A 26,264-nucleotide genomic window follows, 5' to 3' on the forward strand; every position below is an offset into this window, starting at 1 on the left:
ATTGGAAGAGAACAAATTTAGCATAATAACTCGATGCAAAACGAGTTTTTTAGAGAGTTTTTTATTTCAAAGTATGACTTTCGGAATATTTAACTAAAGGAACTTATTAGATGAGTAAAATATTATATTTTTGATAAAAATTTAAAAACAGGCCTCGATCTGCAAAAACATATACGTTGAAGAAATATTTAGTGTTTTTATTACTTTGGAGTTGTACTTTTCAGTATGCACAAACTGTTCGAAAATATTCGAATGAATTTATGAATATTGGTGTCGATGCCGCGGCTCTTGGAATGGCAAGTGCTGTAACTGCTTCTAGCAATGATGTAAATGCTGTTTACTGGAATCCTGCAGGTTTAACGCATCTTGAAGATCATCAAATTGCTTTAATGCACGCCAGCTATTTTGCTAATATTGCGCAATACGATTACATAGGCTACGCAAGCCCCATTGATGACAGAAGTGCTTGGGGAATTTCGATGATTCGTTTTGGAGTCGACGATATCATGGATACCACACAATTAATAGATAATCAAGGAAATATAGATTATAATAGAATCAGTCTTTTCTCTACTGCAGATTATGGTTTTACTTTTTCTTATGCTCGAAAACTGCCTGTTGATGGATTTCAATATGGTGTAAACGCAAAAGTAATTCGAAGAGTAATTGGAAAATTTGCTAATTCGTGGGGATTTGGATTTGATATTGGACTTCAATTTGAAAGAAACGATTGGAAATTTGGTTTAATGCTTCGAGACATTACCACAACTTACAACATTTGGAATATTGATGAAGAAGAATATGCCAAAATCGCTAATGCAATTCCGGGAGAAAATAACGAATTGCCAGAAAGCACAGAAATAACACTGCCAAAAGCACAATTGGGAGTTTCAAAAAGATTTGATTTTCATAACAAATGCAGTCTTGTGACTTCTGCAAATTTAAATATGCGATTTGAACAGACAAATGATATCATTTCTTCAAAACCTATAAGTATAGACCCAGCTCTAGGGTTTGAGTTTGGGTATACCGATTTGGTTTTTGTTAGAGCTGGTGCAGGAAATTTTCAGAATGTAACACAATTGGACAATACTGAAAAAGTAAACTTTCAGCCTAATATCGGTTTAGGATTTCGATATAAAGGCATACAAATTGATTATGCCTTAACTGATTTAGGAAATCAAAGCACTGCGTTGTATTCTAATATTTTTTCGCTGAAAGTAGATTTAGGTATCTTTAGATAATAATTAGAAACCAAAAAACATTAAAATTTTAAATCATGAAAACTGTCATGTCCAAAAAAGCACTTTTTATTTTATTATTCTTATCCAGTTTTATTGGTTTCAGCCAAAGTTTAGCTTTATCTAAAGATGCTAAAATTAGCATTTTGACTTGTGGACTTGGAAACGAAACGTATTCTTATTTCGGACATACAGGAATTAGAGTTTTAGATCCTGGAAACAATTTTGACGTTGTTTACAATTACGGAACTTTTGATTTTAGAACTCCAAATTTTGTTCTAAAGTTCGCAAAAGGAGATCTTCAATATTTTGCAACAGTACACTCTTATGCAGATTTTTTTAATGAATACACTTATGAAAAAAGAAGTATTTATGAGCAGGAATTACTGATTTCTCAAGATTTAAAACAAAAACTTTTCGACCAATTAAATGCAGTTTTAGCTTCTGACGAGCGTTATTATACTTACAAATTTATCGACAAAAACTGCACTTCAATGGTTGTTGATGTGGTAAATAAAACTTTAGGCGGAAATGTAATTGCTAAAACAGAAGACACAGACAAAACCTATCGCTCTATTCTGTTTCCTTACTTTGATGGTCATTTTTATGATCAGTTGGGAACAAGCATTATTTTTGGAACGAAAGTAGATCAAATGGGAACAAGAATTTTTCTTCCATTTGAATTGAAAAACAGTTTGGACAAAACTACTTTCCAAAATAAGCCTCTAGCTTCAAAAAGCAAAACGTTATTAGAATTTACAAAAGAGACTCCAAAATCTTTGTGGAATAACATCTATACCTATCTTTTTATCTTACTTTTTGTAATCTTCGCCAGAAACAAAACAGTTGATAAAATCTACTTTTTGATCTTATCTCTTATTGGAATATTCTTTGTTATTATGGGATTTTATTCTTTTCACCAAGAACTAGCAATGAATTATAATGTATTATTATTCAGTCCGCTTTTATTACTTTTAGTTTTGTTTTCCATTTTCAGAAACAAATTATGGACTTATCGTTTTTCGTTAATCAACTTTGTCCTTTTAGTGATTTACTTTTTGTTTTTGATTAACAAAGCACATTTCTTCATCACTTTACCGTTAATCGTTACAAGCGGAGTGGTTTTAGTGCGAACAGCTATTCGCAACAAAAAACCAATTCCGATTATAATCTAAAAAATATTATTGACCTCTGTAGAACAAAACCGTAGTAATGGTTTTGAAAGTGATACTCAAATCAAGAAAAACACTTCTGTGCTTTATGTAGTATAGATCGTATTGAAGTTTAATCAAACTCTCATCTATAGATTCTCCATAAGAATAATTAACCTGCGCCCATCCTGTAAGTCCAGGCTTAATTACATGGCGTGTTTCATAAAAAGGCATTACAGCCGCGATTTCTTCAACAAAAAAAGGACGCTCAGGCCTTGGACCAATTACGCCCATGTCTCCTTTTAAAACGTTAATAAATTGAGGCAGTTCATCGATTCTTGACTTTCGCATAAATTTACCAAACGGAGTAACCCTTTTATCATTATGAACAGCAAAAACAGCTCCATTGGTTTCTGAATTCTCTGTCATGGTTCTAAATTTATAAATCTTGAAAATATCACCATTTTTCCCTACTCTTTCTTGAGTATAAAAAAGACTTCCTTTATTTGCAAAGATGTTGCAAATAAAAATTATTGGTATAAAAACTAGGGAAATTAATAGTCCCAACATAGAAAACATGATTTCTATAAGCCGAACAAAAGACAAATAAAGTTTATTGCTATTACTTCTGCTAAAAGGAAAAAATCTATAAAAATCTTTTTCTATATGATGAACTGGGATTCGTTGTGTTTTACTTTCGTAAACCTGAGTATATTCTCGTATAATAGCTCCCTTTTCTAATAAATGAAGCAGTTGCTGATATAAATCTGGAGTGATGCCATCTGTATTTTGAGAAGCAATTATGATTTCTGAAACATGATGTGTCAATACAAAATGTTCTAGAGCATCCTTCTTTATTTCTTTTACGTAATGAAAATCTAGATTTTCATCTGCAATAGAATCGGAGTTTACAAAACCAATAATTTTATAATGCGGATCGACATTCTCTAATCCTAAAACTAATTCTTCAACTTCGCTTTGGTCACAAATCAAAACTACACTTTGAGAAAAACGATGAGAGGCTAGAAAGTAACAGTAAAACAAACGCCATACCAACAGCGTAATTAATATTGTAAAATAAAATATTAATATAACGAGCCTCTGTTTAGGCAATACAGGAGAAAGAATTGGTGTAAACAAATAAGCGAGAACAGTAGCAGTGACAGTAAAAATGACATTCTGCAGAATCTGAAGCTGATTGCTTGCCACTTGTAAATTATAAATTTCAAAAATTACTCCGAAAATATAAAGATAGGCAATTAGTAAAAGAATACTCAACGAGCTGTGAATATCAAATTCAAAATAATGATAGTCAAATACTGAACTTAATAGATATAACGCGGATAAAATAAAAATAGCATCAAAAGAAAGAAGCAATATCTTCCTCTCCGAAATTTCAAAATGCATTTTCTTTTTTGAGAACATCATTTGTAGGTTTTAATTGGGTTAGGGCAAAGCAAATGTATCGCAAAAAAATATAACTAATTTATTAATTTTCTGTTTCTTCAGGAATTTTCACTTGCACAAAAAGAAGCGATAATGCATATATAAATGCAGGGGCTGCTGTTCGCATTGCCGCATGATTTATTGTTAGCAACCAAAAAAAATAAAATGATAAAAAATATAAATGCTGCTTATTTTCTATATACAAAACAAAGGGAGTAACTCCAATTATTAATAGTGCAAAAATACCCATTAATCCATGTTCAGAAAAAAGTCTAGTTACTTCGTTATGTGAAGCAATTGCTACTCCAAGTTGATCTGCTCTTTTTTCTTTACTAAGTCCAGCACCAACACCAAAAATGGGATTATCTAAAAAAAGTGCAATATCAGCATCCATTATTTGCTCTCTACCTCCTAGTCTATCTTTCTTTTCTCTTCCTAGCATATCTTTATTAGCATATCTTTTCTCTATAAGACCTCTTGTTTGAAAAGAGCTATAAATCCAAATACCTATTCCTAAAGCAATTGTTAAAGTAAAAACTAAAGTAAATTTTCTTCTACCTTTTGCATTTGAAAAATAATACAATAAAAACAACAGACAAATAATCATTACTACACCAGTAATAATTCCTCCTCTAGAAAAGGTGACAATCCCTCTATAGCTTATAAAAACAAATAACCCTCCATTTATTAGCAATTCTATTTTAGTTTTTGAAAACAAAATCATTTGTGTAAAGAAAATAAACATTCCTAACCCTAATATAGTTGACACTTGATTTGGTCCAAAACCACCTGAAGTCTCAAAATTTGATTGAGTTCCTACTACAACATCCTGTATATTAGGAGTATATAGAAACAAATATACAGTTGTAGAAATAATAGGAAATCCCATAACTAATAATAGCTTTTGGAGATTATCGAGAGTAACTTTCCTCCCAAATGAGTATATGGAGCATATTGCTAAACAAACCGGTCCCGATAAATTAAAAAATAAAACTTTTTTAATATCTGTTCCTGTATCTTGATAATTGGCAGTAATTAGAATAGAAGGAATTAGGAGCGTAAAAAAAAATAAATAAATTAATGCACTTTTTGAAAAATTACTATATATCATACCAAGGAACATAAAACCAATAACACAAAATTTTGCGTATTCATTATTAAAATTTCCTCCCGTCATTCTAAGAAAAACCTCAGCTCCCACAAGATATGCGCTAACAAAAAGTACTTCATTGTTTTTGTTTTTGCTTTTAACGATAATAATAGTCCCTGCTAAAGCAATTAATAAAGCATATAGTTTCGATAAAAAAGGTATCACAAAAATTACCACAGCAATTATTACATGAATAAAGATCAAAAGGCTGTAAGAAAATGTTTTATTTTTCATTCTAAGCAATTTTATATGCTGAAATTAATTTTTGAATAATGATTTTCTCAGAATAGCTTTTTTTAACCAACTTAGTAAAGCTATCTGCGAAAGATTGCCTAAGCTCATCATTTTGAGTAATTTTTTTTAACTTCTCAATTAACACAACTTCAGATAAAGGGTCGAAAAGAAATCCTTCGACACCATCTTTAATAATTTCTGAGCAATAACCTGCGTTTGTAGATATAACAGCCAGATTTGATAATGCGTATTCTAAAAGTGTAACAGGAAATCCTTCTTCAGTTGAAGCTAAAACTCCAATTGAAGATTGAGATAAAATATATTTAATATCATTTTTTTCTCCGTACAAATGTATGTGATTCTCTAAAGAATTTACTACTATAAAGTTTTTTAATTTATCTGAATATGAATCCATATAATCTTTTCCAATCAAATGTAAGCTCCAACCAAACTTATTGAGTTTTAGCTCCGCAAATGCTCTCAGGATTAGTATATGATTTTTTGGATTTTTTAAGTTAGCCAAAAAGACAATTCTTTTACCATCTGTTCCTTTCAACTTTGTAATCTCACATGACTCATTAAGGCTCAAACTGAAATTTGGTATAAATAATACTTTTTTACAAAACATATTATTTTCACTCCATTTTTTCAATTGGAGATTAACAACAAAAACGGAAGAAAAAAAGACAGAACAAAAGACTAAAACTCTATTTTGTTTTATAGATTCTTTTGCGCGCGATCCATAATGATCATGCCATACAATTTTTACTCTAAAAAAGGTAATTTTTACTAAAGTGGCAATAAAAAATGAAGAACTATGAGCATGTATAATCTCGATTTTATTTTCTTTAATGTAATTCCTTAGCTTAAACACAGCCGACAAATCCACTAATTTCTTTCTATTTAAAAACGAATAAGAAACTTTTTCATCTAATTGAGAAACCAGTTGCCCTTCTTTTCTAGTTGCTATTAATCCCGAAAATTCAATTTCATTTGACAAAGAATTGGCATAATTAACCGCCATTCGTTCTGCACCACCTACTTCTAATGAATCTATTAACTGTAATACTCTCATTTAAGCAGTTCTTTTATTTGAGATTCGAAAAATTCTGTTGTATAATGTTGAGACCAATCAGAAGCTAATTTACTTTTTTCTAAAAATACAGTTCTATCTAAAATTAACATTTGCAATTGATCAACATCCTCCTTAATGTTCATTTTTAATAATACTCCACGTTTTCCGTAATCTATCATATAAGGAACACAGGAAACATTTGTCGACAAGGGAACGCATCCCCAAAACATTCCTTCAGCAATTGTTTTTGGCCAGCCTTCGCTTTTCGAGGGTAAAACAACAAAATGACTCTTTTGATAAGCTTTCTTAAGGACTTCTTTGGTTTGATTACCGTGTAAAAACACAAATTTATCTAGCGTATTCTGTAAAATATATTCCTCCAGACCTTTTCTTTCAATACCATCTCCATATAAATCCAATGTCGAATCTATCCCTCTTCTATTAAGTTCTTCTACTAATTTAATAGCGTACAAGGGGTTTTTCCCTTCGACTAAAGTTCCTGTAAATATGAATTTAACAGTAGTTAAAATCTCTTCTTTTTCAACAATTTCTTTTTCAGCAACTGAATAACTTGCAGTAAAAAAAGGCAGTATATTTTTAGTTTGATTTTCCCAGCTACCATAGACTAAGACCTTCATATTATGAGTTAAAAAGGTATTTTTCAGAATCCATTTTTGTAAATTATATGTCAATGGCTGATTGCTTTTAGGATCCCAGTTCCCAGCATATTTAGCTGTTTTGTTTTTTGCAGGAAATAAAATCTGGATAAAACATGCTATCAATCCTATATTACCAGGACAACGCAAATGTATATGATCTGCCTCTTTCATCGCCCAAAACAGTGTCCAAGATATTAGAGGCAACTTTAATAGCGATACAAGACAGCTTCTTAAATTTGTAAATTTTATAGAGGGAATAGTTTTAAATTTTACACTCGAATGGTTATAAGCCAGATCAATAGGGGTTAAATCTGCTTTTATAGTAGGAGCAACAACTATTATTTCATTACTATATTTTAACCAAATATTCATTTCATGAATATAAGGTGCGTAACCAAAATATTGATCCTTAACCTGAATGTGATTTACATGAGTAATAATAGCAAATTTCATTACAGAATTCTATAATTTATAAGAGGATTTAATGCATTGTAAAAAATACTACTTGATAACTTATCTTTTATTGCCATTTTTTCTCTTGGTATACAAATCCAATTTTTATTGGATTTTACTTTAAAATTAGATATATCAACTTTTTTCAATCCTAATTTATCTATATAAAATGGCGTATATTCTAACTCATCCAAAAATGCATTTAACTCTTTTATAGTAGTATTTCCTCTTTTTTGTAAATAATTCTCGTTTACTTCCAAAATAAGAAATGGTCTGTCCTTTTTAATAACGTCAACACCTCCTAAAAGCACATTAAATTCAAATCCTTCTACATCGATAGCAAAAACAGCGCTATTTTTTTTATCTAATAGTTCGAAGTTTAAGGTTGTAACTTCAAACTCCCGAAAGCCTTCTTTGGATATAGGATTTGCAATAAAACCGGAACCTGATTCATTTCCATCTGGCATTTTAAAAAAAGAATAACCAATTTCATGAGAAACCAATTTATTAATTATTGCTAACTCGTTTAAATTATTCTCTTTTTTTATGACATAAACTGCATCGTAATTTGCTGGAACGGGTTCAAAAGCAATTACATCAACTTGCTGCTTTTTTGCAATATCCGCAAAACAAATTGTCTCAGTACCTATATTGGCTCCAACTTCTACAATAGTGCCCTTGTAGTGTTTTAAAATTTCATTGACTAGTATAACGTTTCTCCAATCAAAATATCCATGTACTCCAAATTTTAAAGCATGAAAATCATTAGTATTTCCTATAAATTGACTTCCTGTTATAGCTTTTTTTCTGAAATTAATAGATAGAACCTCGCCTTCCTTAAATGTCAAAATCTTATTTCTAACATATTGCGAAATTATTGGAGGGAGAAATTTGCAAACTATTTGTGCTTTAGCAAAATTATTCATTAATATTTTTCATTAAATTATCAAAATAATATAAGTCTCTTTTTATTGCGCCTGATGTCTCATAATTATTTTTAAAATGATTATAACCTTCTAGTGCTAATTTATTTCTTACTTCAGGGTTTAATAAAGCACTATTAATTTTTTCATGTAAATCATTAACTTGATTTGTTTCAAAAAGTAAACCTGTATTATTATCTCGGATTATTTCCTTAATACCTGTATTATCTGCTCCAATTATTAATGTTTTCATGCTCATCGCTTCTATAACCGTATAACCAAATGCTTCAGAATGGCTTGGCACAACTGCTAGATAAGAGCTTTTAAACATTTCTAAAACTTTGTTTCTTGATAAATTCCCTTTAAAGTCCACAAATTCTTCCAACTTTAAATCCTTAACCAGTTTCTTTAAATTACTTTCTTCTTCGCCTGATCCAATGATCGTTAATTTTACATCTGCAAATTGAGTGCAGATTTTGGAGAATGCTTTTATGAGAACTTCAACTCCTTTGGACTTATGTAGCCTGCCAGCATAGGTTATTACTTTTATATTCGCATCATTAACAGATTGAATATCTGAATAAAAATCTCTAATTGAATTTGGCAAAACCATTATTTTAGAAATTGGAACGTGAAATTTTTTATTAACATCGTCTTTTGTTGCATTAGAGTTTGTAACAAAATTAGTTGCTAACTTGTATAACAATCTTTTCCTAAAAACTAATATATTTTTCTGTTTGAACTGAGAGCTTAAAGTCCTGATCCAAGCGATCCTAGTTTTTACTCCGCATAAAAATCCAACAATCAAAAAAATATTTACCGATCCAAAAATAGATATTGTCATTGAAGGACGATATTCTTTGATGTTTCGGTAAAGAAAAACACCATCTACCCATTTGGTTGGACGTGTTGAAGGCCAATATTTTATAACAACTTCTTTGGGAACTACAACTTCTTCATTAATCATAGTATCAGAAAAAATAATTATCTGATATTTTTTATTTAGATTTTCGACCAAAGCCAAAAAGTAATCCGAGACAGAACCTGTCCCTAAACTAAATGAGATAAATATTATTTTTTTCATTTGATATGGGTCGGTTTATTAAATACAAGGCTAAAATAAGCATTGAGTCTTCCGTATGCTTCGGTAAAAGCCTGAGTTCTTTCAGTATTGCTTGTGATTGCGTTGCTAAATCTTATTAGAATTAATAAAATTGTTATGCAATTCCATTTATAACGATCCATCAATTTAGGATTTGGGTTTTTAATACGCCAAACATACCAACCATTTTGGACTACCATTTTACCATATCTAAATCTATTAGGTCTTCCAGAGGGATCATGATAGTGATTTAATTTTGCATTAGTATTAATTACATTTTTGCCAAATTGTAAAGCTCTTAAGCTAAAATCAGCATCTTCATATAAACCATAGCCTTCAAAAAATTTTGAAAACTTAATTCTATCAAAAATATCCTTCCTAAATGACATTGCCATTCCTATTAACAAGTCTACTTCATAAGTCCTACCCGTTAAAGGAAACCCACATGTGCGTCCATGAGAATATGCTGGCATTTTCCCCGGACCTAAGTTAGAAGCAAGTCCAAGATAATTTCGAACAACATTTCTCAATCCTTCGGGATAAAAATACCCTTCAAAGAAATAATATCTTCTTTTGTTATACCTCTTACTGGCTTTCTGAAGTTTCCATTTGTTTTGATTTAAAGATACACCTCCTACGCCTATTACATCAGGTCTATCTTGAAATGTTTTAATTATTTCATAAAAATAATTTGATTCCAAAACCGTATCGTCATCCAAAAAGCAAACTACTTTAGTATCACTGTCCACTTTCGAAATTCCAAAATTTCTTTGTTTAGTTAAACCTCTATTCTGATCTGAAACTAAAAAATATTTTAAGTTTTTAAAATTATTTTTAGCTAAAACATCTTTTGTTTCTTCATTTAGCGATCCATCAATGATTAAAATTTCATCTGGATATTTACTCTGATTGTTTACTGAGTTCAACAATTTGAGAAGTGACTCAGATCGCATATATGTACAAATAATTAATGAAAATTTCATTTTTTTGCATTTAAAATATTAGCCCAATATAGGCTTTGTGACCACTGTTTTTTGTAATTAAGATAATATCGTATTGGATTTTTAATTTTTTGAAATTTATAATATTTAAAGAACAAAACAGTTCGATACCCTTGAATCTGTTTTTGAGTCAAATTTAGAACTTTATTCAGCATTACTGTAGGAGATGGTTTTGGTTGAACTTTCTCGTTTGCCCAAGCTAAAATATGTTTTGTTCTAAAACCTCCAATTGGTGCCTTTAGATGAACAATTTCTGGTTTTGGAGAATAGAGAATATCATGCCCTAAATTTCTTAGCTGCATTCCAAAATCACTGTCTTCTCCATAACCAAATTCAAAACTCATATTATAAGAAAGTGTTTTTATGTTTTTAGTCTTTACAATACTGCAGCCTGAACCAAAACTACCCCATTGAAATTTCTGTTTTATTTTTTTCTTTAAAGGATAATCAAAATGATAACATCCTAAAGTAATTTGCTCGATTCCTTCTTTTTTAATTATCTGAAATGTTTTTTCCAAGAAATCCGATTCTATCCGAATATCATCATCCGCCATAAATATCCATTCGCTTTTCACTTCTTTTATAGCCAAATTTCTTGCATTACATGCTCCTGTTTGATGCGTAAAAATATGTTTAATTTGAAATGGCCAATCTTCGTTCAAAATATAGTCAAGTTCTGTGATGCTACCCTGAACAGGATTTTGCTCCACAATAACAATATTTCCTGGCAAAAATGTTTGTAAGGAAAGATCTTTTAGAGTATCATATAAATACTTTTTTCGTCCAATTGTCGGGATAATTACATCTATAGTTCCTTTTTCAATTACTTTATTTTTAGATTTGATTTTAATTTTATTGAATACATCTGTATGTAAATATCTTCTTTTATAAAAAAAGCTTAATAGAAAGGGAAAAATGGCAAATGTTCTTTGATAAAGAAGCAAATCTAAAAATAATAAAAAGGTCCAGCGCCCTTTATAATGTTGCTTAACAAATCGAAAAAAAAGGGTTTTATTATTCTTATGCTCTGGAAAAATTTCAGGATAATCTTGTAGTAGATTTGGATCAGAATAGCATAAGAGCCCAAGAGGCATACCCAATTTTGCTACTGAATTTAAAAAATAGTCAAAATTTGCATCTAACTTTATTTGATTTTTTAAAGTTAATAAAACAGACGCGTGAATTCCTCCAACATGACTACTCATCATCCAAGTTGGATAACTTACTTTTTTGTTTATTTTTAAAAAAGGTGATAACTCTACATAGCCAATATTATCAGAAATAAAATTATTGGACGATAAATTATAGGAAGCCATTATCTTATCGTGATGAAATATTTCCTCTATTTTTTTAACATTTAGGTAAGAGTCTAATGAGATATGGGTCCAAATAATTAAATCTTGCGGAAACTTTTTTGCAATTTCAATTAGGCTTTCAGCAATACTTTTCTTTTCAGAGAAAACATGATTGCTTTTTGCCTCAACTTTTACTATTTCATTATTTTGATGATAAACAATTATCATTTTTTTAAATTTATAATTTTTTGATAAAATTTGATATTTTCAAGCGCCAATTTATTGATGTCAAATTTTTCTTCAACATATTCTCTAGCCGATCTACCCATTTTTTTAGCTAATAAGTCATCTTTCAAAACCTCTTTTATTCTTTCAACATATAGATCATGATTCGAAGGGTGAACTAAAAAACCATTTTCTTTATCTATGATAAGTTCCCGAGACCAACCAATATTACTATTTACAATCGCTTTTTGCATGGCCATTGATTCTATAGTAACCATTCCTAAAGTCTCTGCGAAAGTCGGAAACACACAAACATTTGCTTTCTTTATGTACTTTTGAACTTCGCTGTATGGAATTTTCCCCAAATAATTTACATTCAACAAATCATCTTTAGAAAACACCCCCTTCATTAACTCCCAAGTTGATTTTGAGTTTGTTTTTAAATCGGGAACATCGCCTCCAATTAAAACTAATATTGCATCCGGATAATCCTTACGCACTTTGTTAAAAATGTCTGGCAGTTCTAAAACTCCTTTTTTTCTTATTAAAGCACCGATATAAAGAATTACGTTTTTTTCAAACTTTTCGGGGTTTTGGTTTTCAAAATTTTGAAGATTCAAGCCATTATAAATCTTCTTAATTTCTTTTCCCTTTATCTTAAAAAGCTTTTTTGAAATTTCACCAGCAAATTTTGTTGGAGCAATAAATGCGTCTGCATTACTAATTGCTAATTTTTCAAACCAGAAATTCTTAAGTTTTTGCTTTCTATTTTCTAAATAGCAGAAATAAGCATCACTACCATGAAAACGAATTATTAACGGAATTTTAAACTGCATAAAAGCTGTAATTCCAGTCCAATCTGGCGCTTCAATGATGTCAATCTTTTTTTCGAGAATAATTCTATTAATGAATTTTTGTATTTTTTTTCTATTCCAGTAAAAACTAAAAAACTTCCCTTTATTATTACTCAAACTATAAATCGTCGTATTCTTTTCTTCGATAACAAATTCTTCCTTTTGTCCATATACAAAAACAGAAACTTGTACATTAAACTCTTTTAGTTTTTCAGCCAAAGTAAAAACGCTTGTCCCAATTCCTCCATCGTGCCCGAAAGCATTATGAGGATAATGAGAAACAATATAAGCAACATGTAGGTCTGGTTTCATTTTTTTATTTTATTCAATTTTTTCTTCACGGTACGTTTTAATTGTCTTTCTTTCGTTTTCAAGAATCTTTTGAAACTAAATTTATATCCTCCAATATTAAGAAAACTACCTGCAGAAAAACATACCAAAAGCTCGTTTTCTTTACTCTTATTTAAATCTAACGCATCACTTTTTTTAATAAAAATCTTCTGCTCGTAACTTCTTTTTTTGCTACTCTTCTTTGCGAATGAAAAAATTTTTGAGAAAAGACCAAAATCTTGTTGTACTGCAAACTCTTTGTAATTTAATGATTTTGACACCTCAAAAACTTTCACTGCATTATTAACGACCAAGGATATATTAGATTTTTCAAGCTTTAACCAAGAGAAATAAACTAAAAGTGGAGGTAGAAAATAATCCTTCTTTATAAAATAAATATTTCTCGGAAACTGAAAATTTTCTTCATTTAAAACAAATTCTGCTTCAAAATAGTTAGACAGATATGCCTTAATTTCATCTCTATTCCTACTAGCATTTATAAAAAAACATAAATTATGCAACTGTATTTTTTGATCCAAATGATTATATTTTATCCATCGTTCTGGATAATAATCTTTATCATTAAGTTCTTTACTTTTTTGTCCATCAAAATTTTTGAATGGTCTTATAATTTTTGAATCACTTTTTTCCCCAAGCCAAGCTGTCCACCAAGAGAAAGTAGAATTACTTATTATAAAATCATGACACATTGTTCCTAGACAAAGTTGTTCCGTTTCATTTAACCCATCTCCAAAAAAGGCATTTTCTAAAAATGAAAAATGATATTTGCAATAATTGATATCATCACTCAAAACAATAAGATTACAAGAAATCCAATCTGGAAAAAATACTGCTAAACTATTTAAATAATAATTTATTGGAAGTTGAAAATAATCCTTGTGATTTACAAAATCTCCTCTGCGGATAGAAATTAAAATTGTACGTTTTTTTAAAACCTCACCATATTTATTATTAATTTTTTCTTTTAAAGAATCTGAAAACTCAAAATAGTATTTTGTCAATTCGATATCAAAGTATTTTTCTGTTTGCAACCAACCACTAATATCAAAATTATCAGCTCCAAAAATCCATTGATGATAATGATATTCTTTTTCCTCAATATGGTTAAACAAAGATTGATTTAAGGATAAAAGTGGTAATTTATTTTTAAATGCATCTTGATATTTCCATTGCAAAAAAGAGAATTCTCGATTATTCTTGACCGCTAAACCGATAGTTGAGGCTATTTGAAAAAGTTGATTCCCCAAATTACCTTTCTTTCCTATTTTACTAAATGTTAACATTTTGAATATTAAAAAACTTATCCTTTATTAAAAAAAATCTTTAATAATTCTTGCGGTAAACAATCTCGCTCCTTCATCTGTCATATGTCCACATGAAGAAAAGTATTTGTTTTCAATAACTGTATTTTCGTAATTATGAATTTCTGGATATGCCTTTTTTACTTTGTCAAAATAATTCATCCCAAAAACATTCTCGCACATTGGCGTCATAACAGCAATAAAATTGATGCCATTCTTTTTGCATATGTCTTTAATCTCTTCGTAGTATTTATTGTGTGGCAATGGATTTAAATTGACAATATTATTTTTCATATTGCCATTTTTATGTTTTTCTAACGGATAATATCCTAAATTATCTAAGGTATTGTTTTTTTCTTTTGACACTATTTTATAAATCTCACGAAAACCAATTTTAGAATCAAATTTCACATATCTATAAAAGGGAATATAGTACAACTCATTAAAGTTCTTTTCTGTTGAAAAATGATCTTTTATAACTTCTGAATGATGAATATAGGGTAAAAACTTTGTCGCAACACCTTCAGATTCTTGATCGCTAGAAAGATTCAAATCTGCTTCTAGAATTACGTTTTTAATCTCATATTTTCTTTCAATCATCAATTTCAACATTAATGAAGCTTCAAACAAATGCCCGCCACTCATTCCATAATTGAATGTTTTTAGACCTTTGTCTTCAAACATTTGCGACACAAAATGATTATTAGCTCTTGAAGAACCCAAAATCACGACATCGTATTTTTTTGCTGTAGAGTTAAAAACGGTTTCAATTTTGCCACGGTTTCTTGACTGCATAAAAACATAAGTATACAATCCGTCTAAGATAACCGCTACCAAAACTGTTAAAAGAAAAATTCCTAATATGTATAATAAAAACTTCTTCATTAAAATTGGAAATAAATAAATTCTTTATAATCAGAGTACGTTCCAAAAGCGATAATAGCGATAATAGCCAAAGCCATTTTTAGCATACTTCTTTTTCCAGAAATTGGCTCAACTTTGGTTTTATTATTCCATTCAACCAGAACGAACAAGCCAATCATTAGTAATAATTCATAATTGTATCGTTCATTATCTAAGTACTGAGCACTAAACTCTCCATTAGTAAATATTTTTTTTAGATATAAAACGGCATCAGTGATTGTTTTTGCTCTAAAAAATACCCAAGCCACACAAGTCAATAAAAAAGTGGTTAAAATGCTAAACAATACTTTAACAGAGTCAAAATTCCATCTTAAAGTAATAGAATCCATATTGTTTCTATTGCTATTGGACAATAATAAAGGAAGAAAATAAAGAGCATTTATAAATCCCCAAACTATGTATGTCCAGTTGGCACCATGCCAAAATCCGCTAACAATAAAGATGATAAATGTATTTCTGATTTTCATCCAAAGACCACCTTTGCTTCCTCCTAACGGAATATATAAATAATCTCGAAACCAAGATGAAAGCGAAATATGCCAGCGACGCCAAAACTCTGCAATATCTCTTGAAAAATAAGGGTAATTAAAGTTCCTCAACAACTCCAAACCAAATAATTTGGAAACTCCCAGAGCTATGTCTGAATATCCAGAAAAATCTCCATAGATCTGAAAAGCAAAATAAATTGCTCCTAAAATCAATGAAAAAGAATTCATTGAAGGATAATGATCAAAAATAGCGTTTGCATAAACGGCACAGGTATCGGCAATAACCACTTTTTTAACTAATCCCCAAACAATTTGGTAAACTCCTTCTTTTGCTTTTTCTAAATTAAATTCGCGTTTTTCTTTTAACTCAGGCAGTAAATGCGTTGCTCTTTCTATTGGACCTGCAACTAACAGTGGAAAATAGCTTACAAATAAAGAATAATCTATAAAATTATATTCTGCTTTTATTCTTTTATAGTAAATATCAATCACATAAGATAATCCGTGGAAAGTGTAAAATGAAATTCCAACTGGTAAAATTACATTCAATAGCATTGGACTTACCTTAAAGCCAAGAGAAGTAAACATTTCTGCAAATGAAGTAGCGAAGAAGTTATAGTATTTAAAAATTCCTAAAAATCCTAAATTCACTAAAATACTAAGCCAAAACCAAAATTTTCGTCCCTTTTCTGAGTTGCTTCTCTCAATTTGAATTCCTGTGAAATAGTCTAAAAATGTAGAAAAAACTAGCAGGAATAGAAATCTCCAATCCCAGCAAGAATAAAAATAATAACTGGCCACAATCAACAAAGCATTTTGTCTGCTTTTTGTTTTATTGAAAACGAACCAATATAAGAAAAAGACTATTGGTAAAAATATGGCAAAAGCCAAAGAGTTAAAGAACATAAATGTTTACTTTCTTAAAATGCTGTTTAAACTTTCCCAGATTTTTTCAGATGCTTTGGTCGGATTTGGTCCAACAATAATCTCGAACCATTTTTTACTCTCTTTTACACTTGAAATTTTTCCGTCAATAATATTTTTAACTATAGTAGTTAGATTTCTTTTATCTCTTATCCATAAAGCAGCTTCTTCGGAAGGTTTTGATCTAAAATGAATGTATTTATAATTTTGTCCAATATCTCGAATTCCTTTTTTTAATTGTGGTTGTTCATAATCAAAAAAGAGACAAGATTTATTGTGTGCAGAAAAATCAAATACCATAGAAGAAGCAATATTACCAACAAATTCTGTGTATTCACAAATATTTGCCTGCAATGCAAAATCTTCTTTTGTCGGCATAATTTCATTCCAATTTTCCCCAACTGGGCTCCACAATGGATCAATGCTTACCATAACATCTTGATATTTCTTCAAAACCTCATCATAACGATCTGTAAAATCTACTGGGCACTTTCGGTAAATAATACCTAAGGAATATCCGTTTTGGTTTAATTCTCTAACTGATAATGCTAAATCTTCTAAATAGTATTGATCTAAAGGAGATGTAACTATATCATCACCTGAGTAACAAATGTATTTTTTGCTAAAATCAAGATTATGTGAATTATAAAAGTCTTCTTTCGATTGCAAAAGTGCCTTGTCAAAATGACTTTCGAATTGGGGCGTTCCTGTAACAAAAATTTGGTCTTCATTTACATAAGGGCAATACATTAGAACTTCTTTTTTCATGTGCTCACTCCACACAAAATAATAATCAGTTTCTACTAATGTCGTTGCTTTAGGAAGATTATCCCAAGAAAAAATAAAAGTTCCTGTTGGAATTCCTAAATCCTGTGCCGCCAAAATAGAAGCAATTGCTTGAGTTGGGCGTTGATTGGTACAAAAAACAAAATCTGGCTTATGCTCTTCTAATTGTCTCCTACTTTCTTTGTATTTGCTTGTAGTGCGCTCTCCTTTCTTTATTTGTCCTCTAACAAATTTGATTCCTTTTTCATTAGAGCCAAAAATTGTTAAAACATCAACCATTAAACTTTTAGCAAGATTATTGGCTCCTTTATAAGATTGTGGAAAATTATAGGTACTATAAACCACTTCTTTAAACTTCTTATCAAAAAAACATAATTCCATTCTTTTACGTGCGCGACTATAAACTGTCGTTAACGGGTGTAGTGATTTTTCTTGAATTTTTAACTCCTTGAAACCTAATTTCTCCGTAATTGAGAAAGGTGTATTATTCCAATATGTAATATCGAAATTATTCTTTTCGCCAATTTCTTTAAAAGAAGTCAAAGCAAAATTTCGAAGTCCAACACCATCAGGTAAAAAAATAAATATGTTTTTTTTCATCGAAAACAAAAATCTATAATATGCTCGCTAAAGTTTTTATTTAAAAGGACAGACATTCATTAATCCGTCACATAATTGATTTATAATTTCTCTTCTTGGAAGATTTGGAAGTTTTTCGAATAAATCTTCCAAGTCAGAAACAGAATATTTTTCAAATCTTATTTCTGGTTTAAAAAATGGCAAATCCACAGATTCATAATAATCTTGATATTTTATATCATCACCAAACACCTTATCAGAAAGCTTCTGCCAAACAGCTGGAATATTATAAGCATGTGCGATAATAACTCCGTGAAGTGAAGATGAAACAATTTTCTCGCATTGAAGAAATTCTATTGTTTTTGATTCAATATCATTTGTCATCATATCTATCAGAAGTACTTCTGGATTATCTTTAAACCAATCTTTTACTATTTTGAAATCATTGTAATGAGGCACAAAACCATATTTATATTTTTTTTCAATTTTAGGATTAAAATACCTTGGTAATAATAATGCTGGATCTCCGTAAATTTCTGGGACATCATAAGAAAGGCTTAGAAGATATTTTCTTGTTTGAGGTCCTCGAACGGCAAGAAAAACTGCTTTTTTTACCCTTATTTTCTGATTAATTATACCGCTTCCCCAAACAATGCATTTATGATTTACGTTTGCTAATATACTTCCAATTGTAACATAAATAGGAGCAAACCAATCGAAAAATGAAAACTTTTTTGGCCAAGCAAAAACAACTTTTTTTGAAGATATTTTTTCGACAAGATATTTGCCTAAAAGATCTCCGTAATTCTCTTTATTTTTTTTTTGAATGATTTTTTCATTCCACCAAAAAAGTCTAATCGTGTTTGAGAAAAACATACAATTAAACTTTTTTATTTTTTAATTTATCTCTTTGAATTTGTTCTATTGGTAAAATATCAGACGATTTAAAAGTTAATGCCTGGTAAACTGCATTTAAATCACGCGTAAGCTTTCTTAACCCCATAGGTTCTAATGAAGCCGCATGATCTGTACCCTTCCATGTTCGATCAAGAGTGTAATGTCTTTCTATAATATTAGCTCCCAAGGTATAAGCAGCCATATCTACAGCAATACCTAAATGATGACCTGAAAAACCAATATGTTTAACCTCTTGCCCATATTTTTGCTGTAAAATATTAATATCTAAAAGGCAAACATCTTCAAAAGGAACGGGATAACCTGATGTGCAGTTATACAAAACCAAATCCTTGTTTCTTTCTTTTTTTGTAAAAAAATCAACTAAAATATCTGTTTCGTCTTTAGTTGTCATTCCTGTAGAAATATGAATTTCTCCTGAATAATTTTCGCTAAGCCATTCCAACATTTCAAAATTGTTGTTACAAGCAGAAGGTATTTTAATAAAATCTGGATTTAATGACGCAATTTCTTTTGCAGAAGTTGTATCCCAAACTGATGTAGAATAAGTAATTCCAATTTCGTCACAATACCTTTTTAACTCTCTATGCTGTTCAACATCAAACTCTAAAAATTCTCTGTGTTCACCATACGTTTCTCCATAAGAATTAGAAGCATTTGGGTGTGGAGCATGATATTGTTCTTCTGTTAGAAGCTCTTTATTATTGCGCTTTTGAAATTTAACCGCATCTGCGTTTCCGAAGATTTTTGCAATTTTAATTAACTCTTTTGCGATTTCCATTTCGCCTTTATGATTGCAACCAATTTCGGCTATCACATAAGGTTTTTTAAATTCCTTCATAACGTTTATTGTACTTTAATAAAATTTCACAAGTTTCGCGTATTGCACCTGATCCCGATTGATGTGTCAAAACATAATCAGCATTTGCTTTTACAATATCTGTTGCATCTGCTGGCGTAAAAGACCATCCAACGCTACAAATATTTGCTAAATCATTTACATCATCGCCCACGTACGAAACGGCGCCAAAACTACTATTTCTCTCCGAAAGAAAATGTGTTAAAAAGGAAAATTTATCTTTTACTCCTAAAAATATATGTTTAATCTGCAATTTCTTCATTCTCTGAGCAACTAAATCAGAATTTTCTGATGTCAAAACAACAACCTCAACATTATTTTGTCTTAAAATTTCTAAGCCCATTCCATCGCGCATATCAAATTTTTTAGCCATTTCACCATTTGCATCATAATATACGCATCCGTCTGTAAACACGCCATCGACATCTAAAACTAAATAATCTATTCTTTGATGTATTTTTTGTTTTTTCTGACGATCTCCTAAAAGTTTTTCAATAATATCCCAATCAGATAAACTGTCTATTTCTATAAGAGATTCTTCTGCCATTTTTACCAAACCAATTGAACCGCTTATTCTATTTTTTGAATTTAGAAAAGCTTCTTTTGTGGTCACATAAACAGCTCCGTTTTCAATCAATAATCCGTCAAAATCCTGACGTCTTGGTCTTTTAAAAACATCATAATTACTTGAAGTTCCGTCTGAATTCCAGATAAAACGATGTGTATTGACAACCGTTAAAGCCGATTCTTTTTTATTGATAAGAATTTCGTTTAATGTTGCATTTATATCATTAGCTTTTGTCATTGGAGAGGTTGCCTGCAATAAACATAACAAATCAAAATCATTTTTAATCATTGCTGAAAATTCTAACATGGCACTTTCTGTAGATGCTGTATCAGAAGCATTTTCATCATTTCTCAAAAGCGTCTTCACTTTTGGAGTCCAAAAATATTCTCTATGGATATAATCTATAATATCCTGATCATCTGTAAAAACATAAACCTCATCTAATTCTGAGAAAATAGCTTCTGTTAGAACCCATGAAAAAAGAGGTCTTCCAAGCATTTTCTTTTTATTCTTTCCAGAAATCCCTTTTGAATTTTTACGAAGTGGAATTATGGCAATTTTTTTCATAATTTTTATTATTTAAATAAAGATTTTTGCGTTTTCAGACTAATATTAGTTTATTATTCCTAAGTATTTGATTTACTTACAAGATTAAAAATCGACTGCTTTTTCCATTCAGTATAATTTATAATTTCAAAATTATACTTTTTAAAAATTTCAATCAGTTCATTATAAGTATAATCACTTAACCAACCATTTTTTTCTCTTGTTAATTGTACAATATCGGAACAGCAATAAGAAATGACAACCTGTTTAATGTCTTTTGAAATTATCTCGAAAACTCTATCAATATCATAAACATATTCTAAAACACCACTGAAAACTACTGCTTGATATTTTGAAAAATCGATATCTATTTCTGCATTTAAATCACAAACCACGGTTTCATCAAATCTCTTTACAATATCAGAAGGTGTATAACTTTTATAGTTTGAAAGATATGTTTTTAAGAACATATTACCAGCTCCAAATTCTATTATATCCGAATCGGGCATAATAAAATCTCCTAAAATTGCAGTTCTTTGATTCCAATTTGTGAATAATTCATTTTTGTCCTGCCATCTTTCGATATCCGATTTTTTCTCATTTCTATTTTGGCTAGTAGATGTTTCAATTTTCTGGATTCTAGAATCTAGATTTTTAACGCCTTTCAGCATTTTAAGTATTTTCTTGATCATTAAGTTTCTTATAGTTTTATTTTTAAACGAATTTTATTTTGATCCATAGAATATTGATAAGGTGCATTTCTGTAAAAAGAAATTATAACTTCTAAAAGTAAATTGTTTATTATTTGAAAATCGTAATATTCATTATACTTTTTCCCTACAAATCTTTTGATTAGATTTTTTATTTTATTCTCATTCGCAGTTTTTTTAATTTCTATTTCTGCAATTGAATTTTTTAAATTATTCAGTATACCTCGAAGCAAAGCATCGATTGCCGCTTTTTCATTTGTTAAGGAAATAAAAACATTAGGATTTTCTAAAGAGTGATAATCATAAGGATTTGGAATTATTCCCCACTCAAAATTAAGATTGGCCTTAGTTTTTTTTAACTTATCGGTTTGTAAAAGGTATCTGGAGTTGATTTTTTCCAGTGAAGAATGAAAAGCAACTTTATTATGTACTGAGCGATATACTTTCGGATGCCACTGATGTAGCAACAAAATTTCTTTATCATAATATTCAACAGTTATACCAAGATTTTTTAACCTGACATGTACGTCTGTATCTTCTGATCCCCAACCATGATAAAACTCATCAAATCCGTTAATCTGTTTCAGCAATTGTGTTGGGTACAACGTCATTCCTGTTGCGCCTATCGTAGAATTAAAACTAATTTTATATTCTTCAAATGAACCACTTTTTCTGCTTTGATTCTTATCCAAAAAGCCTACCTGAAAATATTTGACTGTATTTTCTTTTTTTAGTTCATAAAGTCTCTGTACAAAATTAGGATGATAGATCATGTCTATATCTCCTACGAAAAAAAAGTCTGTTTTACAGCTTTTTAGTACAATGTTAATAGCCCTGCATTTATTCCAAAGCTGTCCTGAAACTGGACAGTTAATAAAATTTGCTTTAGGATAAGAGTACATTAATTCTTCTAAACGGACATAATAAGTTTGCTCAGAACCATAATCTACAAAAAACAATTCAAATCGATCATTAGACTGATTTTGGAGTGAGTCTAAACATTTTTTCACAATATTTAAATCTCGATTTCGATTGGTTAAAACAATTGATATCAACTTGTAAAATTTTTAATTTGTTCCTTGGTGAGTCCTTTACGTTTAAGTATATAATTTTTAATTCTTTTAATGCTAATAATTCCTCTAAAAACTTTTTCACTTAAAAAAAAATCTAGTTTGTTCTTTTTGAGTTTCTTTAAAAAACTATAATCTAAAATCTGCTTTTCATTCGTTATCAAATTTTCGTAAATATTGATCATCCAAGGCTCTAAACTGTTCCCCATATGAAACGCATGATTATCATAAGTTGCAAGACGATATCCGCCCATTTTCAAAACTGGTACATCTAGATATAAATGTTCACTGCTTCCTCCTAATAAGTATTTGCTATTTTTTTTAGGCGACTCATTAAAAACTTCACGTTTGTAAGTAACCACAAAATGTGAACATCCTAAAACTGCAGTAGTATCTTTGACTTTTATCGTTCCTATTACATCTTTAAACTTTAAGTCCAACCATTCCCAACCTATACTTTTTGCAAATGCTGTTAATCCCTCTGGATTTTTTACTGACCTAAAGAATATTTTTTTCGAAAAAAAATGATTCATCCAAATATTGCCTGTATGTCTGAAGTGAGTTCTAAAAACAGGAACCGGACTTACAGAACCTGCTTTCGGAAAAGCCTTAAAAATTTCCAAAACTGCTTTTTCCCAATTATTATCAAACAAAACGTCTGCGTCAGTTACTGTAATCAAACGTTCATCTGCTGTTCGAAGTGCTTTTAAAACACTATTAATTTTGCCAATGGGGCTTTTTTCTATAATTAGTTCATCAATATCATTTTCATTAAGAAGAGCTACTAATTTTTCATTAACCTTCGCACAGCTTCCGTTACTTACTACAGATACTTTAATAGAAGAAGAGCTTGTTTTTTTTACGGATAACAGACAATATTTAAAAATCTGAAAAGCATCTGCATAATATCCTTCTTCATCAGGAATATACAATGGAATGATAACTCTATGAAAAGCGTCACTTTTTTGAATTTGTTTATCTCTTACAGGGTTTTCGCCTACTCTCATTTAATAAAAGGGCAAGTGTTTAGTAATTCCTTTCTCCTCAAAGAAACAATTTCTTCATTAGGAAGTAAAATCTCTTTATTATCAGATAATAAAGCGTTTATTTCCTCATATGTTAAATCGTTTACTCTATATAAAAATTCTTTCTTATATAGAATATCTAACGATTCAAAATAATCGTAAAATTTAACATTATCTCCAGACAATTTATCTGAAAATTTAACCCATAAAGCAGGAATATTGTAAGCCTGCGAAACTATTACTCCATGAAGGGACGATGATACAATTTTTTCGCATTCTAATATTTCAATTGTCGTCTGTTCTACATCAGAAGTTAGTAAATCAATTACTTTTATTCTCTGATCATTTTTATAAAACTTATTTACTTCATCATAATCAACATAATGCGGTATAATCCCAATTTGAAATTTCTTTGCTGTTTTATTTTCAAACAAAATAGGAAGTAAAATTGCTGGATCGCCGTAAACTTCAGGAACTTCATAACCCAATTCCATTATTCTCTTTCTTGTACGAGGGCCTCTAACCGCCAAAAAAATAGCTTTTCTGATATTTTCATTTTTTTTTATAATACCGCTTCCCCAAACAATTGTGTTTGCACTTGCCGCTGTTATAATACTGCCTATCACACTATAATTTTTTATAAAAAAATTATAGAATTTTGATGACGGATATTTAACCTTAATTACAAAAGATCTACTCAGCTTTTTAACTATGTATTTAGATAGTACATCACCATAATTATCTCTTTTGTCTTCTCGTTTTAAAGAACACCAATACAAAAAAATGATTCTCATTAATAATCGAATTTTTGTGGTTTATTAAACTTAAAACGAATCATAAAAAACATTCTTTTAAATGCGTAATATACTTCTATGAAAGATTTTTTAAATATTCTAATTAAAGACATTATAAATCCTTTTAGAATTGAAAGTCCTGAATATTCCTGATGCCAAATCTGATAGTTGCCAATCACATCTCTTGTAAATCGAAAATAATTCTGGGCATTTGTTCTTTTTATTTCATAATTAAAAACTACTGGAGCAAAATCAATTGTATAACCTGCATTTAATACTCTTTTGGTCCAATCTTTATCTTCAAAAGTCGGCACATTTTCATTAAAAGGAATAATCTTCCATATTTCTTTCTTAAAAGCAGAACCAGAAAAAATCAGACCCGATTTATTTGGATCAGTAACAGCATCTATACCCAATATATAATTCTTATAATCATTTGTTGAATGAAGGCATCTAAGACCAGCTAAATTTGCATTTTCTTCAAATTTTTGCTTTATTACCTTAAAAAAGTCAGGACTAACGGGATAAGAATGTGCACTAAATATAACTACAATTTCATGTGATGCAGATGAAGCTCCCACATTTGCACTGCCTCCGTAACTGAATTTTTCTATCGAAACAAATTTAGCTCCATACTCTTCTGCTGTTTTGCGGCTACCGTCTACAGATAAATTATCTAAAACAATAACCTCATCGATTTCCTGAGCATACCTTTGTTTTAAATTTTTAAGTAGAAAATCAAGAGCTTTCTCCTGATTTTTAGCTCTAATTATAACACTAATTTTCATAATCTGGTCTTGATTTTCACTAACAATTTAAAAATAATATTCTTTTTGACTTTTTCGTTGAATTCTTTTAAAATCAAATTTTCATTATAAGCTATAATGGGATTTGGAAAATATTTTTTATAAATTGCTTTATGTTTCTCATACACATAATCGTATAATCCGAAATAAAAATCAGGATCCCTTACAAATTTGTTGCTCATGCTCCCTAATTCATGCTTTCTGTAAAAAAACATAAATTCTGGAATTTTATACACTTGACTCTTTTCATCTAGAATTCTAATCCAAAACTCCCAATCTTCAAATGATTTCATCTTTTCATCATACCCGTTTACTCTCTCCCATTCCTTTTTTTCAAAACAAGAACAGCAAACAAAACAGTTTCGCACCAATAATTTTTGATATTTATAATCTGGTAGTTTCATTTCACTATTATTGATTCCAAAAAACTTAATTTTTGAGGTAACTAACTTTAAATTTCTATTTTTTATGAAAGCCTGACTTATCTTTTCCAAGAATGTAAAATGAATTTTATCATCTGAATCAAGAGGCAGAATATATTTTCCTTCACTAACTGTAATTCCGGCATTTCTTGCACTTGACAAACCTCCATTTTCTTTTTTCAGATATTTAAAACGATAATCTTTACTACACCATTCTCGAGCTATCTCTTCTGTACTATCTGGACTGCCATCATTAACAATAATACATTCCCAATCTCCGAAAGTTTGATCTAAGACAGATTGCAAAGTTTCTGACAAGAAATGTGCTTGATTATAGCAAGGTACAATAACAGAAATTAAAGTTTTTTCTAACACTCGTTCTTCCAA

General features: G+C 29.8%; 24 protein-coding genes. 2 read left to right on the plus strand and 22 right to left on the minus strand.

What is annotated here, in order from left to right; genetic code table 11:
- The first annotated feature begins 176 nt into the window (after positions 1 to 176).
- Positions 177 to 1,244 carry a putative type IX sorting system protein PorV2 gene (locus QLQ95_RS04880; RefSeq protein WP_482502854.1) on the plus strand — a complete coding sequence of 356 codons (1,068 nt, stop codon included), beginning with the start codon at positions 177 to 179 and terminating at the stop codon, positions 1,242 to 1,244.
- A 35-nt stretch (positions 1,245 to 1,279) separates the two neighbouring features.
- Complete coding sequence (locus QLQ95_RS04885) at positions 1,280 to 2,416, plus strand: lipoprotein N-acyltransferase Lnb domain-containing protein (RefSeq protein ID WP_482502856.1); 1,137 nt, start codon at positions 1,280 to 1,282, stop codon at positions 2,414 to 2,416.
- 6 nt (positions 2,417 to 2,422) lie between these two features.
- Here QLQ95_RS04885 and QLQ95_RS04890 read toward each other — a convergent pair whose 3' ends face one another.
- From QLQ95_RS04890 to QLQ95_RS04995, 22 genes are all read right to left on the minus strand, one after another.
- Complete coding sequence (locus QLQ95_RS04890) at positions 2,423 to 3,817, minus strand: sugar transferase (protein ID WP_320493313.1); 1,395 nt, start codon at positions 3,815 to 3,817, stop codon at positions 2,423 to 2,425.
- Between the two features lie 64 nt (positions 3,818 to 3,881).
- Positions 3,882 to 5,222, minus strand: a complete 1,341-nt coding sequence (locus tag QLQ95_RS04895; RefSeq protein WP_482502857.1) for an O-antigen ligase family protein — start codon at positions 5,220 to 5,222, stop codon at positions 3,882 to 3,884.
- A gap of 1 nt (position 5,223) precedes the next feature.
- Complete coding sequence (locus QLQ95_RS04900; protein ID WP_482502859.1) at positions 5,224 to 6,297, minus strand: glycosyltransferase; 1,074 nt, start codon at positions 6,295 to 6,297, stop codon at positions 5,224 to 5,226.
- Positions 6,294 to 7,409 (minus strand): glycosyltransferase, encoded by a 1,116-nt coding sequence (locus QLQ95_RS04905; RefSeq protein ID WP_482502860.1) that lies wholly within the window; start codon positions 7,407 to 7,409, stop codon positions 6,294 to 6,296. The genes QLQ95_RS04900 and QLQ95_RS04905 overlap by 4 nt, the downstream gene beginning before the upstream one ends.
- Positions 7,409 to 8,335, minus strand: coding sequence for an FkbM family methyltransferase (locus tag QLQ95_RS04910; protein WP_482502861.1), 927 nt, complete (start codon positions 8,333 to 8,335; stop codon positions 7,409 to 7,411). The genes QLQ95_RS04905 and QLQ95_RS04910 overlap by 1 nt, the downstream gene beginning before the upstream one ends.
- Positions 8,328 to 9,416, minus strand: a complete 1,089-nt coding sequence (locus QLQ95_RS04915) for a glycosyltransferase family 4 protein (protein ID WP_482502863.1) — start codon at positions 9,414 to 9,416, stop codon at positions 8,328 to 8,330. The genes QLQ95_RS04910 and QLQ95_RS04915 overlap by 8 nt, the downstream gene beginning before the upstream one ends.
- On the minus strand, positions 9,413 to 10,417 hold the full coding sequence (locus tag QLQ95_RS04920; protein WP_482502865.1) for a glycosyltransferase family 2 protein: 1,005 nt from the start codon (positions 10,415 to 10,417) through the stop codon (positions 9,413 to 9,415). The genes QLQ95_RS04915 and QLQ95_RS04920 overlap by 4 nt, the downstream gene beginning before the upstream one ends.
- The gene (locus tag QLQ95_RS04925) at positions 10,414 to 11,958 is read right to left on the minus strand and encodes a glycosyltransferase family 2 protein (protein ID WP_482502867.1); all 1,545 of its coding nucleotides are present in this window, start codon (positions 11,956 to 11,958) and stop codon (positions 10,414 to 10,416) included. Before QLQ95_RS04925 ends, QLQ95_RS04920 begins: the two co-directional genes overlap by 4 nt.
- Entirely contained in the window at positions 11,955 to 13,121 is a 1,167-nt protein-coding gene (locus QLQ95_RS04930; RefSeq protein WP_482502869.1) for a glycosyltransferase family 4 protein, read from the minus strand. The genes QLQ95_RS04925 and QLQ95_RS04930 overlap by 4 nt, the downstream gene beginning before the upstream one ends.
- The gene (locus QLQ95_RS04935) at positions 13,118 to 14,443 is read right to left on the minus strand and encodes an alpha-1,2-fucosyltransferase (RefSeq protein WP_095929355.1); all 1,326 of its coding nucleotides are present in this window, start codon (positions 14,441 to 14,443) and stop codon (positions 13,118 to 13,120) included. The genes QLQ95_RS04930 and QLQ95_RS04935 overlap by 4 nt, the downstream gene beginning before the upstream one ends.
- Before the next feature lie 27 nt (positions 14,444 to 14,470).
- Entirely contained in the window at positions 14,471 to 15,346 is an 876-nt protein-coding gene (locus QLQ95_RS04940; RefSeq protein ID WP_482502871.1) for a hypothetical protein, read from the minus strand.
- Positions 15,346 to 16,779: an MBOAT family O-acyltransferase gene (locus tag QLQ95_RS04945; protein ID WP_482502873.1), complete on the minus strand. Its 1,434-nt coding sequence runs from the start codon at positions 16,777 to 16,779 to the stop codon at positions 15,346 to 15,348. Before QLQ95_RS04945 ends, QLQ95_RS04940 begins: the two co-directional genes overlap by 1 nt.
- Positions 16,780 to 16,785: 6 nt before the next feature.
- Positions 16,786 to 18,183 (minus strand): UDP-glycosyltransferase, encoded by a 1,398-nt coding sequence (locus tag QLQ95_RS04950; RefSeq protein WP_482502875.1) that lies wholly within the window; start codon positions 18,181 to 18,183, stop codon positions 16,786 to 16,788.
- Positions 18,184 to 18,219: 36 nt separating this feature from the next.
- A complete protein-coding gene (locus QLQ95_RS04955) occupies positions 18,220 to 19,038 on the minus strand; it encodes a polysaccharide pyruvyl transferase family protein (RefSeq protein WP_482502878.1) in 819 nt (272 codons plus the stop codon).
- A gap of 4 nt (positions 19,039 to 19,042) precedes the next feature.
- Positions 19,043 to 19,918: an N-acetylneuraminate synthase family protein gene (locus QLQ95_RS04960; RefSeq protein WP_482502880.1), complete on the minus strand. Its 876-nt coding sequence runs from the start codon at positions 19,916 to 19,918 to the stop codon at positions 19,043 to 19,045.
- Positions 19,905 to 21,071 carry a cytidylyltransferase domain-containing protein gene (locus QLQ95_RS04965; RefSeq protein ID WP_482502882.1) on the minus strand — a complete coding sequence of 389 codons (1,167 nt, stop codon included), beginning with the start codon at positions 21,069 to 21,071 and terminating at the stop codon, positions 19,905 to 19,907. Before QLQ95_RS04965 ends, QLQ95_RS04960 begins: the two co-directional genes overlap by 14 nt.
- Positions 21,072 to 21,130: 59 nt before the next feature.
- Positions 21,131 to 21,742: a hypothetical protein gene (locus QLQ95_RS04970; protein ID WP_482502884.1), complete on the minus strand. Its 612-nt coding sequence runs from the start codon at positions 21,740 to 21,742 to the stop codon at positions 21,131 to 21,133.
- Positions 21,743 to 21,750: 8 nt separating this feature from the next.
- On the minus strand, positions 21,751 to 22,815 hold the full coding sequence (locus QLQ95_RS04975; protein ID WP_482502886.1) for a glycosyltransferase family 2 protein: 1,065 nt from the start codon (positions 22,813 to 22,815) through the stop codon (positions 21,751 to 21,753).
- On the minus strand, positions 22,812 to 23,837 hold the full coding sequence (locus tag QLQ95_RS04980; RefSeq protein WP_482502887.1) for a glycosyltransferase family A protein: 1,026 nt from the start codon (positions 23,835 to 23,837) through the stop codon (positions 22,812 to 22,814). Before QLQ95_RS04980 ends, QLQ95_RS04975 begins: the two co-directional genes overlap by 4 nt.
- Complete coding sequence (locus QLQ95_RS04985; RefSeq protein WP_482502889.1) at positions 23,834 to 24,649, minus strand: polysaccharide pyruvyl transferase family protein; 816 nt, start codon at positions 24,647 to 24,649, stop codon at positions 23,834 to 23,836. Before QLQ95_RS04985 ends, QLQ95_RS04980 begins: the two co-directional genes overlap by 4 nt.
- Positions 24,649 to 25,437, minus strand: a complete 789-nt coding sequence (locus tag QLQ95_RS04990; RefSeq protein ID WP_482502891.1) for a glycosyltransferase family 2 protein — start codon at positions 25,435 to 25,437, stop codon at positions 24,649 to 24,651. The genes QLQ95_RS04985 and QLQ95_RS04990 overlap by 1 nt, the downstream gene beginning before the upstream one ends.
- Positions 25,434 to 26,264 carry a glycosyltransferase family 2 protein gene (locus QLQ95_RS04995; protein WP_482502892.1) on the minus strand — a complete coding sequence of 277 codons (831 nt, stop codon included), beginning with the start codon at positions 26,262 to 26,264 and terminating at the stop codon, positions 25,434 to 25,436. Before QLQ95_RS04995 ends, QLQ95_RS04990 begins: the two co-directional genes overlap by 4 nt.

This window comes from Flavobacterium sp. B330r (assembly GCF_056824325.1).